The sequence below is a fragment of the Citrobacter sp. MGH106 genome (assembly GCF_001037495.1).
Taxonomy (GTDB): domain Bacteria; phylum Pseudomonadota; class Gammaproteobacteria; order Enterobacterales; family Enterobacteriaceae; genus Citrobacter; species Citrobacter murliniae.
On the sequence record NZ_KQ089822.1, the window covers coordinates 3,292,740 to 3,307,772 of the forward strand.

13 protein-coding genes are annotated in these 15,033 nt (G+C 53.3%); 12 read left to right on the forward strand and 1 reads right to left on the reverse strand.

Annotated elements, in window-relative coordinates; all coding sequences use genetic code 11:
* Positions 1–8: 8 nt before the first annotated feature.
* Complete coding sequence (locus tag SK36_RS15445; RefSeq protein WP_048221921.1) at positions 9–2,153, forward strand: PA5441 family protein; 2,145 nt, start codon at positions 9–11, stop codon at positions 2,151–2,153.
* Complete coding sequence (locus tag SK36_RS15450; RefSeq protein ID WP_048221922.1) at positions 2,123–2,839, forward strand: DUF3142 domain-containing protein; 717 nt, start codon at positions 2,123–2,125, stop codon at positions 2,837–2,839. The genes SK36_RS15445 and SK36_RS15450 overlap by 31 nt, the downstream gene beginning before the upstream one ends.
* Here SK36_RS15450 and cueR read toward each other — a convergent pair.
* Positions 2,836–3,246, reverse strand: a complete 411-nt coding sequence (gene cueR, locus SK36_RS15455) for a Cu(I)-responsive transcriptional regulator (protein ID WP_045449474.1) — start codon at positions 3,244–3,246, stop codon at positions 2,836–2,838. The two genes, SK36_RS15450 and cueR, sit on opposite strands and share 4 nt — an antisense overlap.
* 292 nt (positions 3,247–3,538) lie before the next feature.
* On the opposite strand from cueR, the gene SK36_RS15460 reads away from it, so the two are divergent.
* From SK36_RS15460 to ybaK, 10 genes are all read left to right on the forward strand, one after another.
* Entirely contained in the window at positions 3,539–5,686 is a 2,148-nt protein-coding gene (locus SK36_RS15460; RefSeq protein WP_048221923.1) for a TonB-dependent receptor plug domain-containing protein, read from the forward strand.
* 2 nt (positions 5,687–5,688) lie between these two features.
* A complete protein-coding gene (locus SK36_RS15465; protein WP_048221924.1) occupies positions 5,689–6,525 on the forward strand; it encodes a heme/hemin ABC transporter substrate-binding protein in 837 nt (278 codons plus the stop codon).
* Between the two features lie 6 nt (positions 6,526–6,531).
* Complete coding sequence (hutW, locus tag SK36_RS15470; protein ID WP_048221925.1) at positions 6,532–7,869, forward strand: heme anaerobic degradation radical SAM methyltransferase ChuW/HutW; 1,338 nt, start codon at positions 6,532–6,534, stop codon at positions 7,867–7,869.
* A gap of 12 nt (positions 7,870–7,881) precedes the next feature.
* A complete protein-coding gene (gene hutX / locus SK36_RS15475) occupies positions 7,882–8,376 on the forward strand; it encodes a heme utilization cystosolic carrier protein HutX (protein ID WP_045440686.1) in 495 nt (164 codons plus the stop codon).
* Complete coding sequence (chuY, locus tag SK36_RS15480; RefSeq protein WP_045440683.1) at positions 8,376–8,999, forward strand: anaerobilin reductase; 624 nt, start codon at positions 8,376–8,378, stop codon at positions 8,997–8,999. Before hutX ends, chuY begins: the two co-directional genes overlap by 1 nt.
* A 51-nt stretch (positions 9,000–9,050) precedes the next feature.
* On the forward strand, positions 9,051–10,043 hold the full coding sequence (locus SK36_RS15485) for a FecCD family ABC transporter permease (RefSeq protein ID WP_048221926.1): 993 nt from the start codon (positions 9,051–9,053) through the stop codon (positions 10,041–10,043).
* The gene (locus tag SK36_RS15490) at positions 10,040–10,810 is read left to right on the forward strand and encodes a heme ABC transporter ATP-binding protein (protein ID WP_048221927.1); all 771 of its coding nucleotides are present in this window, start codon (positions 10,040–10,042) and stop codon (positions 10,808–10,810) included. Before SK36_RS15485 ends, SK36_RS15490 begins: the two co-directional genes overlap by 4 nt.
* Positions 10,811–10,947: 137 nt before the next feature.
* On the forward strand, positions 10,948–13,449 hold the full coding sequence (gene copA, locus SK36_RS15495) for a copper-exporting P-type ATPase CopA (RefSeq protein WP_048221928.1): 2,502 nt from the start codon (positions 10,948–10,950) through the stop codon (positions 13,447–13,449).
* 99 nt (positions 13,450–13,548) lie between these two features.
* Positions 13,549–14,343, forward strand: coding sequence for a TraB/GumN family protein (locus SK36_RS15500; RefSeq protein ID WP_048221929.1), 795 nt, complete (start codon positions 13,549–13,551; stop codon positions 14,341–14,343).
* Between the two features lie 201 nt (positions 14,344–14,544).
* Entirely contained in the window at positions 14,545–15,024 is a 480-nt protein-coding gene (gene ybaK / locus SK36_RS15505; protein ID WP_045440673.1) for a Cys-tRNA(Pro)/Cys-tRNA(Cys) deacylase YbaK, read from the forward strand.
* Positions 15,025–15,033 lie beyond the last annotated feature (9 nt).

Here is a 15,033-nt window from a genome sequence, read left to right on the forward strand (position 1 = left end):
ATAAGATTATGGTCAGGAAGACATCCCTCGCTCTAGCCCTTTGTTCATTGTTGTCAGGAGCCCCTCAGGCATTTGCTTCTTTTGATATGGAAGATTGCAAATGGAGTGATGACCACTGTCTGCTAAAAGGTATCCCGGTATTCAGCCCGCAAAACGACAGCCGGGATAACCTGCTGCGATTGTTAAGCCAGGAAAAATCATTCGCCCTGCCCGTTCAGTCAATGCCTGAGGATATCACCCGCTCCCGCGATTTCTATTTTGCGTATCACCCGCAGTGGGATGAAATCACGTCGCCAGCCGCCGCTACGCCGGAGCAACGTGCAGATGACACGCTTGCTCGCCAGATGGACAAGCTGCAGATCGCCGCCGAAGAGATAAATGCCGACGACACAGAGAATGAAAACCGCCATGTTTCAAATAACAGGGACAGCGTCAGTCAGTTTTTTGCCGCGCTACTGGCCGATACCTCGTTAACGGTTGAACAACGCCAGGCGTTAGCCCGGGCGCGGTTGGGGTTATTGTCCGGCGCGACCGGCGAGCAGATTACGTCCTCCCTCACCTCAATCCCAGCCGATTCATCCGCGCAACAGTATAAAACCTATCTGATCGCCGCCGCGCGTTTCTATGAAGGCGACTACGTCAATGCGGAACAGAATTTCACGCAGCTTGCCACCAGCGATCGTCCGTGGCTGGCAGAAACAGCGCAATACATGTTGATGCGCACGGCGCTGAATAAAAGTAGTCAGAACAGCGTCGGTGAATACGGTGATTTTGATATCGCCAGAATCAACCGCCAGGATGCCGCTCAGGCACAGACTCTGGCACAAACTTATCTGCAACACTTCCCGCAGGGACTTTACGCCGATTCTGCGCGCGGTATGCTGCGCCGTATTAACTGGTATTTGCAAGCGTGGGCGCCGCTGGCAACACTGTATGAGCAAGGCTTCCAGCAGGCAGCCGACGCACCGCAACTGCGTAGCGCGGTCATCGAATACGATAATGTTTTTGGCATGCAGTTCCTGGAGCAATCTGCAGTTGAGACCTTCCCTGACGCCCCATGGGTCAGCTATATCGAACTGCTGCGCGCCCTGCGACTAAACAACGACGACAAACCGACACTGACTCAGGCGCAGCTCGACGCCAGCAAGCCCGTTTTCGAGAAGAGCGGAAAACTGCCGCTGTGGCACAACCTGCAACTAAATCTGTGGATGGCGACTGGCAACTACACAGCCATTGTTCAGGCAGTAACCCCGGCGCAGAAACTCCCCGCAAACGACACTCTCGCCTTCAGCGAACAAGTGCTTTATGGCGAAGCACTGATGGGGCAAAAGCAGTGGTCTGCGGCGCGTGAGTTCTGGCAGCAACTATTGAAACATAGCCAGAATAACGAACAGCAACAATATGTGCAGGCTAAACTGGCGGCAACGCTGGTCTACAGCGGCGATGTGGCGGCAGTTTTCGCCCCGAACAGCATGGTTACAAACCTGCGTTTTCGTTCACAGGTGCTGAAAACACAAGCCTCTCCTGAACTACTGCGCCAGCAGGCAACCCACGGACCAAATAATGAAGAGCGTACCATCGCGCTGCATACGCTACTGGTGCGGGATTTAACCGAGAATCGCTTTGGCGACTGGCTGAATGACAGAAAACTTGCCAGCGCAATTACGCAACCGGTATCCGCAGATGCGTTTGCTGATGTCAATCTGAACACCTTTGACTGGAACGGCGATGCCGCTCAGGCCGGTTACGCATGCCGTAGCCTGACTGAAACAGTCACAGTGCTAAGCAAAAAAGCGGATGATGCCCACGCTCTGAACTGTCTGGGTGAGTTTTTCCGTACCACGCAAACCCGTGTTGATCTGTGGGCAAACAGTACAGGCAATGATGTGCTGGAAGTGGCAATTTCACGTAAAGAACCGTTCGGTCAGTACGACAGACAGCGCTACTATCAGCAGGTTATTGCTGCACCAAAAGCGGAACTCGAGGATAAAAGCTTTGCGTTGTATCGCGCCATCATGTGCTATGCACCATCAGGTTCGAACGAATGCGGTGGCGCAGAGGTGGATAAATCACAGCGTAAAGAGTGGTTCACGCAACTGAAGACACAGTATCCAGGAAGCCCGTGGGCGCAAAAACTCAAATATTACTGGTAGCTGCGCTGCTGGCCGGACAGGTACAGGCTACGGAAATTGTCACCGCCCGCGACCATCCGGCCTTCTGGTTGTGGTCAGGGGTGAAAGCCAGCAACGAACTCCAGAACGCGCAAACGGTCTATTTGCATCAGGGTGAAGTAGTCATTCAGTCAGGGGAAGTAATCTTTCAGCGGCTCGGCTTGCCGGTCAGTCGTCTGACATTTCCAACAATCTGGCTGACCGTACGCTTCACCACCCTCGACGTGCCGGAAGAGATTCCGGCGCGTATCATACGGCTGTTGCAACGCTGGCAGTCTGCCGGGAATCACGTTGTCGGTTTGCAGGTTGATTTTGACGCTGCAACTCATCAGCTCACGGATTACGCTCACTTCCTGCGTCAGCTTCGCCAACAGTTACCGCAAGAGTTCGCCCTTGGCGTTACCGGGCTGCTGGACTGGGCGAAAACCGGCGATATCGCCACGCTGAACGCATTGCCGGTCGATGAACTGGTAGTTCAGAGCTATCAGGGACGTCACACTGTGGCAAATTATCAGGCGTATTTGCCCGCGCTCATCCGGTTACGCATACCATTTAAGCTTGGGCTGGTGCAAAACGGTAGCCGGGATCCGCAGGCTGAAGCTCAGCTTGAAAAATCCCCGTGGTATCGCGGTACGGTAGTATTTATGCTCAATCCCTCTCGCCGCTAAACCTTTGCTTTGTGATGACAACAGCCGGAGAGATTATCAATAATTGGACATTCGGCGCTGTCATCGCCAGGGCAACTGTTTGCCAGCGCCAGCAAATGTCCCCGCATCGCCTGTAATTCGCTGATATGCCGTTCGATTTCAGCCACCTTCTCGAGAGTACGTTTTTTTACATCTGCGCTGTGACGTGCCGGATCGTTAAACAGGTTCACCAGCTCACCGCACTCTTCGAGATTAAACCCAACCTGCCGCGCTTGTCGCAACAACGTCAGTTCATTCAGATGTTGCTGGGTATAAGTGCGGTATCCGTTCTCGCTACGCAGCGGCGGAGTCACCAGCCCTTTCTCTTCATAAAAGCGAATAGCTTTACTGGTTAATCCGGTTTTTTTCGCCACATCACTAATATTCACATCATCCCCCACAGCTCTCTCAATGCAGAGCCACATTATAGCCCAGATTGCAGTAATCCCTTATCCGGCGAAACGCCCCAACAGGTACATCAACGATTAATTTAAAAAGCCAGCCTATTCACAAGGTTATGCGCCATCCCGATCACAATTCCACCCGCATCAACGATACAAAATTGATTCAAATCAAAAGATGCATTGGTTTTACACCTTTGATATTGAACATCTGGATACAATTTTATATACAAACGCGAATGATAATGATGATCATTAACATTCAATAAAAGGTTCTCTTATGTTGCCACGGATTAGCCAAAGGCCGTTTATTCTTTCAGCTCTGACATTATGTGTTTCAGGGGCTGTTTCAGCATCGACAACTACGACCACACACACATCAGCATCAGCCGACGACACGGTGATCGTCACGGCAAACCGTTCGGAAAGCAGTCTCTGGGAAAGCCCGGCGACGATTCAGGTTATTGACCGCCAGACGTTGCAAAACTCCACCAACGTTTCTATTGCCGACGATTTAAAGGATATACCCGGCGTTGAAGTCACTGATAACGCCCTTGCAGGCCGAAAACAAATCCGCATCCGCGGTGAAGCCTCTTCACGCGTACTGATACTCATAGACGGTCAGGTCGTCAGCTACCAGCGCGCCGGTCAAAACTACGGCGCTGGCCTGCTTATTGACGAATCAGCCCTGGAACGTATTGAGGTTGTCAAAGGCCCCTACTCCGTACTCTATGGTTCGCAGGCTATTGGCGGGGTGGTGAACTTTATTACGAAAAAAGGCGGCGATAAGCCCCTTGCCGGGAGCATTAAAGCAGTCTACAACTCCGCGACGGCAGGATGGGAAGAATCGGCAGCCGCCTGGGGTAGCATTGAAAATTTTGATTACCGTATCAATGGTAGCTATTCCGATCAGGGCGATCGCGATACGCCTGACGGAAGGTTATCGAATACCAACTTCCGCAATAACGGCCAGGGCGTCTGGCTTGGCTATAACCTCGATCGCCATAAAATCGGTCTGTCACTCGACCGTTACAAACTGTCCACACAAACCTGGTTTAACGATCCGGAAGGTCAGTTCGACGACTTCAGCGTCAAAATACCTAAACTGGAACGCGAAAAAGTAGGTCTGTTCTATGACTATGCGGCAGACGGGGATTACCTGAAGAAAATCCATATTGACGCATACAATCAGACGATAGAGCGTAAGTTTGAGAACCGGGTCAAAACCACTCAGGTTATTCCCAACCCAGCGATCAAAGCGCTGACGGTGAATAAGCAGACTTATACCAACGATAAACAATACACCCAGGGTGTCACGCTTCAGGGTAATTTCTCCCTTCCGGCGAACAATGAACTGGTCATTGGTACTCAGTATCAACACGACAAAGTGAAGCAAGACACAGACGGCAATACGCGTCAGACGGCGGCGACCGGCTACTTTGATATACAAACCCGGACGCTATCTCATATTGAAGCCGAACAAAGCAACACCTCTCTGTTTGCACAAAACGACTGGCGTTTTGCCGATAACTGGACGTGGACCGTTGGTGCTCGCCAATACTGGCTCTCTTCAAAACTCAATCGTAACGATACGCAAACGACGCAAAGCAGCGGGACCACATGGCAATCAGCAGGAGGAAACTCAGTACATGACGATGAACTGGTCACCTCTACCAGCCTGCGTTATTCCGGCTTTAAAGATCTCGAGCTACGTGCAGCCTATGCGCAGGGTTATGTCTTCCCGACGCTCACTCAGCTGTTTATGCAGACATCTGCGGGTGGCAGCGTCACCTACGGTAATCCAGACCTGAAAGCGGAACACTCCAATAACTATGAGCTGGGAGCCCGTTATAAAGGGGGGATGTGGCTGATTGACGGCGCGATTTACTATTCAGAAGCCAAAGACTATATCGCCAGCCTGGCTTGTGCCGGCAACCCCGTGTGCAACGGCAATAGCAACTCTTCACGAGGAGGCTATTTCTACTACGACAACATCGATCGCGCCAAAACCTGGGGCATGGAGTTAAGCGCAGAGTACAACGGATGGGCAGTTTCCCCCTATCTGAGCGGCAACATTATTCGCCGCCAGTATGAAGGCGACACCATGAAAACCTGGGATACCGGCGAACCAACACTGACTGGACGCGTGGGTCTGAAACATACCTTGCTGCTGAATGCCGCTAACGTGACCTCAGATGTGTTTATCCGCGCGGCCTCCAGCGCCAAAGATAACACCGGAAGTACGGAAATAAATTATCCGGGCTGGGCAACGCTTAATCTCGCCTTCAATACCGAATTCGGTCCGCAGGATCAGTATCAGGTCAATCTGGCACTCAATAACCTGACCGATAAACGTTACAGAACCGCACATGAATCTATTCCGGAAGCGGGTTTCAATGCCGCGGTTGGCTTTGCGTGGAATTTCTGACAATGAAGAAACTCATTATTGGTTTACTGAGCCTCGCCTGCATCTTCAACGCGCAGTCCGCCGAACGTCTGGTGGCGGCGGGCGGATCGCTGACCGAACTGATCTACGCCATAGGTGCCGGGAACTACGTGGTTGGCGTCGATGAAACCACCTCTTATCCGCCAGAAACTGCAGCGCTTCCACATATCGGTTACTGGAAGCAACTGAGCAGCGAAGGCATTTTATCGCTGCATCCGGACAGCTTTATCACCTGGCAGGACGCTGGCCCGCAGATCGTACTGGATCAACTGCGGGCACAAAAAGTGAATGTTGTCACCTTGCCGCGTGTACCGGCCACGGTTGAACAGATGTACGCCAATATCCATGAGCTGGCAAAAACACTGCGAATGCCTGAACAAGGCGATGCGTTGGTCAAGCGTATTCATCAGCGTCTGGATCGCGTTCAGCAGAGTGTGGCGGCAAAAAAAGCGCCGGTTAAAGCCATGTTTATCCTCTCCGCTGGTGGCAGCGCGCCACAGGTAGCCGGGAAAGGCAGCGTTGCCGATGCCATTTTGACGCTTGCCGGGGCACAGAATGTCGCCTCACATGCCCAGTATAAAAGCTACAGCGCAGAGTCGTTGATTGCCGCAAATCCGCAGGTCATCGTCGTGACGTCACAAATGGTGGATGGCGATCTTAATCGTCTCAGCGCTATTGCCGGTATTACCCGCACCGCCGCCTGGAAAAATCAGCGCATTGTGACGATAGACCAGGCGCTGATCCTGGGCATGGGTCCTCGCGTCGCTGACGCGGTTGAAGCGCTACACCAGCAATTCTGGCCACACGAAAGGGATTTATAAAGAAGTATGAAAACTCAAGACACGCTGGATCTCACCCCACATTTTGCTCTGGAGGGAAACCAACCATTTAAGGATCGCCGCGCCACGATGCCGTGGCGCGGGGCTATCCCTGTTGCAAAAGAGTTGTTGTCACAAACCTGGCAGAATGTCATCAGCCAGACCGTCCCTCCACGTAAACGACTGGTGTACCTGCATATCCCCTTTTGTGCAACACACTGTACTTTCTGCGGTTTTTATCAAAACCGGTTTGAAGAAGATCACTGCACTCGCTATACCAACGCACTATTGCGTGAAATAGAGATGGAGGCCGACAGCCCATTACACCAGTCAGCACCGATTCACGCCGTCTATTTTGGCGGCGGTACACCATCGGCGCTATCGGCACGGGATCTGGCCAGAATCATCACTGCGCTGCGTGAAAAGCTACCTCTGGCTCCGGATTGTGAAATAACGATTGAAGGTCGGGTACTCAACTTTGACGATGCCCGAATCGATGCCTGCCTGGATGCCGGGGCTAATCGGTTTTCGATCGGTATTCAGTCTTTTAATAGTCGGATCCGCAAAAAAATGGCCCGAACCTCAGATGGCCCAACCGCCATTGCATTTATGCAAGGGCTGGTTCAGCGGGATCGTGCTGCCGTGGTATGTGATCTGCTGTTTGGTCTGCCGGGACAGGACGCAAAACTGTGGGGCGAAGATCTGGCAATCGCACGTGATATCGGTCTCGACGGTGTTGACCTCTATGCACTAAACCTCATTCCTAATACCCCTCTTGGCAAAGCGGTTGAAACCGGACGTACGACCGTGCCCTCCCCAGCCGAGCGCCGCGATCTCTATCTACAGGGCTGTGAATTTATGGATAACGCGGGCTGGCGCTGCATCAGCAACAGCCACTGGGCGCGTACAACGCGCGAGCGCAACCTGTACAACCTGCTGATTAAACAGGGGGCCGACTGCCTGGCGTTTGGCTCTGGCGCGGGGGGATCGGTTAATGGCTACTCCTGGATGGTCGAACGCAATCTGACCACCTGGCATGAATCCATTGCCGCCGGGAAAAAGCCGCTAATGATGATGATGCGTACCGCCGAGCGCGGTTTCCAGTGGCGACATACGCTACAGGCAGGCATTGAAACAGCCCGCGTCCCGCTGGATGAACTCACGCCTCATGCTCGGAAACTACTCCCCTTACTGAGCCAATGGCACCAGGCTGGCCTGACGCGCGATGCCAGCACCTGTCTGCGCCTGACCAATGAAGGACGCTTTTGGGCAAGCAATATTTTACAGTCCCTTGATGAGCTTATTCAGGAACTTAACGCACCGCGTATTGCGGTAGAGCAACCATAACAGGAGTGATTTATGAGCCATGTCTCTTTACAGGATTTTTTAAAAACTGAGCCGGACGGTACGCTGGAAGCCATCGCCGCCCAGTACAACACCACGCTGCTGGAAGTAGTGAAAAACCTCCCTTCCCTGACGCTGGTTTCCGGCGATAAGTTTGATACCGTCTGGGAAACGGTCAGCGAGTGGGGAAAAGTCACAACCCTGGTCCATACTGCTGATGTCATTCTGGAATTCACTGGCGAACTGCCATCCGGGTTTCACCGTCACGGCTACTTCAACCTGCGCGGGAAAAAAGGAATGACCGGTCATATCAAGGCAGAAAACTGCACGCATATTGCCCTGATTGAACGCAAATTTATGGGTATGGACACCGCGTCCATCCTCTTCTTTAACCAGGCGGGTAGCGCAATGTTCAAGATATTCCTCGGCAGGGATGAGCATCGCCAGCTACTGGCCGAACAGGTCAGCGCCTTTCACGCGCTGGCTTCAACGCTAAAGGAACTTGCCTGATGTCTCCATGGCTTATTTTCGGCGCGGGTGGTAACGGTGTCGGAGCAAAAACACTTGAACTGGCGCTGGCAGAACAACGCCCGGTGATTGCTGTTATTCGCAACGCACAGGTTGCTGCCGGATTACAGGAAAGAGGTGTGCAGGTTTTTATTGGCGATGCCTGCGATAGCCAGGTAGTCGCCTGCGCCTGCCGCGCTGCAGGTCCACATGCCACGCTGATCTCCTCAATGGGCGGCACTCAGGATTATCTGGCGCACAGAACCGTGATTGATGAAGCCGAGAAAGCGGGCATCAAACGGATGATCCTCGTGACATCGCTGGGCTGCGGTGACAGTTGGCCTTTTTTATCCGCCCGGGCAAAGGCCGCCTTTGGTCAGGCTGTACGGGAAAAATCGCTGGCTGAAAGCTGGTTGCAAACCAGTCAACTGGACTACGCCATTCTCCGCCCTGGCGGACTGCTTAATGGTGAAGCAACAGGCAAGGCGCAGCGAATACAAGGCCAGGAGTGCCACGGGTTTGTAATGCGTGCGGATGTTGCCGCACATATTCGCGAACTGGCCAATGCGCCTGCACTTAACAATCAGATCTACAGTCTGGTTGAACCTGAATTGAAACCTGCGTAATCCCCTCGCGGCGCGGGAGCTCCGCGCCGCAAAGACGTTATGGAGTTTTGCGTGCTCAAGGACTCACTTTCGTCCGTCAGCATATTGACGGGCCTGTCACTATTATTGCTCGCGCTGATGCTTTTCGGTGCCAGCCAGGGAGCGCTGAACATTAGCTTCAGCGCTCTGTTCGATGAAGAATATCGTGATATCTGGTTAAATATTCGCCTGCCGCGCGTCTTACTGGCCGTCCTCGTTGGTGGTGCGCTGGCAACAGCAGGTGTCATCATGCAGGGACTTTTTCGCAATCCGATGGCCGACCCTGGTCTGCTGGGCGTCAGCAGTGGCTCTGCGCTGATGGTTGGCATCGCGATTGTGATTCCGTTTTCGTTCCCTGTTGTGCTGGTGCTGTATGAGCAGATGATTTTTGCCGTTGCAGGCAGCATGGTGGTTTGCACGATAATTTTCCTGATAAGCCAGCGCCACCACCACGGCGGTATGATGCAACTGCTGTTAGCCGGGATCGCCATCAATGCCCTGTGCGGCGCGGCAATCGGCGTGCTGAGTTACATTGGCGATGAACAGCAGTTACGCCAGCTGACACTGTGGATGATGGGTAATCTCGGGCAGGCGCAGTGGCCAACGCTGCTGGTAGCCAGCTCCTTTGTGCTTCCTGCCGTTGCGGTAACCGCCTGTCTCGCCGGAACGCTAAATTTGCTGCAGTTAGGTGATGAAGAGGCACACTACCTGGGAGTGAACGTAAAACGTAAACGGCAACAACTGCTGTTGCTAAGCTCACTGCTGGTGGGCGCAGCCGTTTCGGTGAGCGGAGTGATTGGCTTTATTGGTCTGGTGATTCCACATCTGATCAGAATGACCACTGGTGCCGATCATCGCTGGCTTATTCCCTGCTCCACACTGGCAGGCGCATGTTTATTACTGGTTGCCGACACCCTGGCCCGTACATTGGTGCAGCCAGCAGAAATGCCCGTCGGTTTGTTGACCAGCCTGATTGGCGGGCCATATTTTCTGTGGCTGATACTGCGCAGCCGGAGGGGGTCATGATTATCGCCGAGAATCTGGTTTACAGCATTCATGGGCGTCGACTCACTGATAACGTCTCTCTGACGCTACCAGGCGGCGAAATCATCGCCATACTTGGTCCCAATGGAGCAGGGAAATCAACGTTGTTGCGTCAGCTCACAGGCTATCTGAAGCCACAAAGTGGACGCTGTTCGCTGCTCGGCAAACCGCTGAATGAATGGTCGATAACCGAGCTGGCAAAAACTCGCGCGGTGATGCGCCAGAACAGCCATATGGCGTTCCCGTTTAGCGTTCAGGAAGTCATTCGTATGGGCAGGCATCCGTATCGCACGCGCAACACGGGTGATGAAACTGACCATATCATGAACTTATGTGATTGCCAGAACCTGGCTACACGCGACTATCGACACTTGTCGGGAGGAGAGCAGCAGCGAGTACAGTTAGCGCGTCTGCTGGTACAGCTTTGGGAGCCGGAACCTGCACCAAAGTGGCTGTTTCTGGATGAACCTACTTCCGCACTGGATATTCACCACCAGCAGCACCTTTTTCGTTTACTGCGGCATCTGGTACGTGAACGGCAGTTTAATGTCTGCTGCGTACTGCATGATCTCAATCTTGCTGCACGCTATGCCGACCGTGTCGTGCTGATGGAACACGGCAAGATAGTCGATAACGATAGCCCGCAGGAGGTACTGAAACAGCAGCCGTTGAATGCGCTTTACGGCGCCGATCTCACGGTGATAAATGAACCGGCAAATCAAACGCCACTCATCGTCCTCAATCAATAACTTACCGGGAACGCCGGTCGCTGCGTTCCCGACTTTCTGCCTTTTTTCATCTTTTCTAAAAACTCCCTTGACCTTCCCCTTGCTGGAAGGTTTAACCTTTATCACAGTCAGTTAATCCCGTAAGAAAGGAGTTTGTTATGTCTCAAACGATCGACCTGACCCTGGACGGTTTGTCCTGTGGTCATTGCGTTAAACGCGTAAAAGAAAGCCTGGAACAACGTCCGGATGTTGAGCAAGCGGATGTCACCGTGACTGAAGCGCACGTCACTGGTAGCGCCAGCGCTGAAGCACTGATTGAAACCATCAAGCAAGCCGGTTATGGCGCAGAGTTAAGCCACCCAAAGGCTAAACCGCTGGCGGAGTCATCAATCCCGTCGGAAGCGCTGGCAGCGGTCCCTCCTGAGCTTCCGGCAGCTACGGCTGAAGATGACAGCCAACAGTTGCTGTTAAGCGGCATGAGCTGCGCCAGCTGTGTCTCTCGTGTACAAAATGCGTTGCAAAACGTACCGGGCGTCACGCAGGCACGGGTGAACCTGGCGGAACGTACTGCGCTGGTCATGGGCAGTGCGTCCGCCGAACAATTAGTTCAGGCCGTGGAAAAAGCGGGCTACGGCGCAGAAGCCATTGAAGATGATGTTAAACGTCGTGAGCGCCAGCAGGAAACAGCCGTTGCCACTATGAAACGCTTTCGCTGGCAGGCTGCGGTCGCACTACTGCTGGGCATACCTGTCATGGTATGGGGAATGATTGGCGATAACATGATGGTCACCGCCGACAACCGCAGCCTGTGGTTGGTAATTGGCCTCGCCACGCTCGCCGTAATGGTATTTGCAGGCGGCCATTTTTACCGCAGCGCGTGGAAAAGCCTGATGAACGGCACCGCGACAATGGATACGCTGGTGGCGCTGGGTACAGGTGTGGCATGGCTCTATTCCATGAGCGTTAACCTCTGGCCACAATGGTTCCCGATGGAAGCGCGACACCTCTATTATGAAGCCAGTGCGATGATTATTGGTCTGATTAACCTCGGACATATGCTGGAAGCGCGCGCTCGTCAGCGCTCCTCTAAAGCACTGGAAAAACTGCTCGACCTCACCCCACCAACAGCACGCGTGGTCACTGAGAAAGGTGAAAAAAGTATCCCTCTGGCAGATGTTCAAACAGGAATGCTATTGCGCCTGACCACTGGCGACCGTGTTCCGGTAGATGGCGAAATCACCCAGGGTGAAGCCTGGATGGATGAAGCCATGCTGACCGGTGAGCCGATCCCGCAACAAAAAGGAGAAGGCGACAGTGTCCACGCGGGTACCGTGGTTCAGGATGGCAGTGTACTGTTCCGCGCCAGTGCCGTTGGCAGCCACACCACGCTGTCACGCATTATTCGCATGGTGCGTCAGGCACAAAGCAGTAAGCCAGAAATTGGCAAACTTGCCGACAGAATCTCCTCCGTATTTGTGCCGGTTGTGGTGGTCATCGCACTGGTAAGTGCCGCTATATGGTACTTCTTCGGTCCGGCGCCGCAGATTGTATATACGCTGGTCATTGCCACCACCGTACTGATTATCGCCTGCCCTTGCGCGCTGGGCCTGGCAACGCCGATGTCAATTATTTCGGGGGTCGGTCGTGCCGCAGAGTTTGGCGTCCTGGTACGTGATGCCGATGCACTACAACGTGCCAGCACACTTGATACCGTCGTGTTTGATAAGACCGGGACGCTGACCGAAGGTAAACCGCAGGTTGTTGCCATCAAAACGTTCGGTGATATCGATGAAGCTCAGGTGATACGTCTGGCAGCGGCCCTTGAACAAGGTTCCAGCCACCCGCTGGCCCGCGCAATTCTGGACAAAGCCGGTGATGCCGTGCTGCCACAGGTGAATGGCTTCAGAACGCTGCGCGGATTAGGAGTCAGCGGCGAAGCGGAAGGTCATTCACTACTTCTGGGGAACCAGGCCCTGCTCAATGAACAACAGGTTGTCACCACAGCAATGGACGCCGAAATCACAGCACAGGCCTCTCAGGGTTCAACCCCTGTGCTGTTGGCCATTGACGGGAAAGCGGCAGCTCTGCTGGCAGTACGTGACCCACTGCGCAGTGACAGCGTGGCGGCACTTCAGCGTCTGCACCGCGCTGGGTATCGTCTGGTGATGCTCACAGGGGATAACCCGACCACCGCCAACGCCATTGCTAAAGAAGCGGGTATTGATGAAGTGATTGCGGGCGTCCTGCCTGACGGCAAAGCCGATGCGATTAAACGCCTGCAAAGCCAGGGGCGTCAGGTTGCCATGGTTGGGGACGGTATTAACGATGCACCCGCACTGGCCCAGGCCGATGTGGGGATTGCGATGGGTGGCGGTAGCGATGTCGCCATTGAAACCGCAGCAATTACGCTAATGCGCCATAGTCTGATGGGCGTTGCGGATGCGCTGTCAATCTCGCGGGCGACGCTGCGTAACATGAAACAAAACCTACTCGGCGCATTTATCTACAACAGCATCGGCATCCCCGTTGCCGCCGGGATCTTGTGGCCCTTCACCGGAACCTTGCTTAATCCTGTGGTTGCCGGTGCTGCGATGGCGCTCTCTTCGATTACCGTAGTGAGCAACGCTAACCGATTACTGCGCTTTAAACCCAAAGAGTAATCGCCTTGCCGGATACCATTAGCAACACGTATCCGGCATTTCACTCATTGCACCTTCCATGACCACGCGCTAGCATGAGATTTTTCAACGGGAGGTCGTATGGATCTGTTATACCGGGTAAAAGCATTATGGTCTGCACTACGCGGCAACCATTATACCTGGCCTGCCATTGACATCTCTTTGCCCGGCAATCGCCATTTTCATCTCGTGGGTAGTATCCATATGGGCACCCGCGATATGGCCCCACTCCCGGCAAAACTGCTCAAAAAACTTCGGCAAGCAGATGCCTTGATCGTTGAAGCCGACGTTTCCGGCAACGATTCCCCTTTTAGCGATCTCCCCTCCTTTGCGCCGCTTGACGAGCGGATAAGTGAAGATCAACGTCAGCAACTGCATAAAATTACCGATGAACTGGGTATTTCCCCTTCCCTCTTTTCGACTCAACCGTTATGGCAAATCGCTATGGTGCTACAGGCAACACAAGCGCAACAGTTGGGGCTACGAGCAGAATACGGAATTGATTACCAGTTGCTAAAGGCGGCAAAACGGGAGCAGAGGCCAATCGTTGAGCTGGAAGGCGCATCCAGCCAAATCGATCTGTTGTGTCAGTTACCGGATAATGGTCTGGCTTTACTGGACGACACCCTGACACACTGGCATACCAACGCCAGACTGCTGCAACAGATGATGGGGTGGTGGCTAAAAACGCCACCGGAGAATAGCGATCTTAAGCTACCCAATACCTTCAGTCAGTCGTTGTATGACGTACTGATGCACCAGCGAAATGAAGCCTGGCGGGATCGACTCTGTGCAATGCCAGCTGGCCGCTATGTGGTGGCTGTGGGCGCGCTTCATCTATATGGAGAAGGAAATTTGCCGGAGATGTTACGATAAAAAAATGGCCAATATTTCTATTGGCCCGTCAAAGAGGAATTTCATCGTTATTATTATGCCGATGCTTAATGCATCGATCCAGGTTGATTGTCGCTCAAAGTCAGCATCCTGCCAATACTATTGCGCAAGATGGTACTATTTTTTACACCATCATCAGGCGTATGCTTAAAGCGTATTTAGTGTTAGTCAGGAATAATTGCTATGACACCCGCCGTTAAATTACTCGAAAAAAACAAGATTTCTTTTCAGATCCACGCCTACGATCACGATCCGTCGGAGACAAACTTTGGCGACGAAGTGGTACGTAAATTAGGTCTGAATGCAGATCAGGTCTACAAGACATTGCTGGTTGCTATGAATGGCGATATGAAACAGCTGGCGGTCGCCGTCACGCCGGTCGCCGGACAATTGGATCTGAAAAAAGTCGCGAAAGCGTTAGGGGCTAAAAAAGTCGATATGGCCGACCCCATGGTCGCACAGCGCGTTACCGGCTATCTGGTTGGCGGCATTAGTCCGCTGGGACAGAAAAAACGCCTGCCTACGGTGATCGATGCACCAGCCCAAACCTTTGACTCCATTTATGTCTCCGGTGGTAAACGCGGGCTGGACATCGAACTGGCCGCAAGCGATCTGGCAAAAATTCTGGATGCTAAATTCGCTGATATCGCACGTCGTGACTAACTCTCTTTT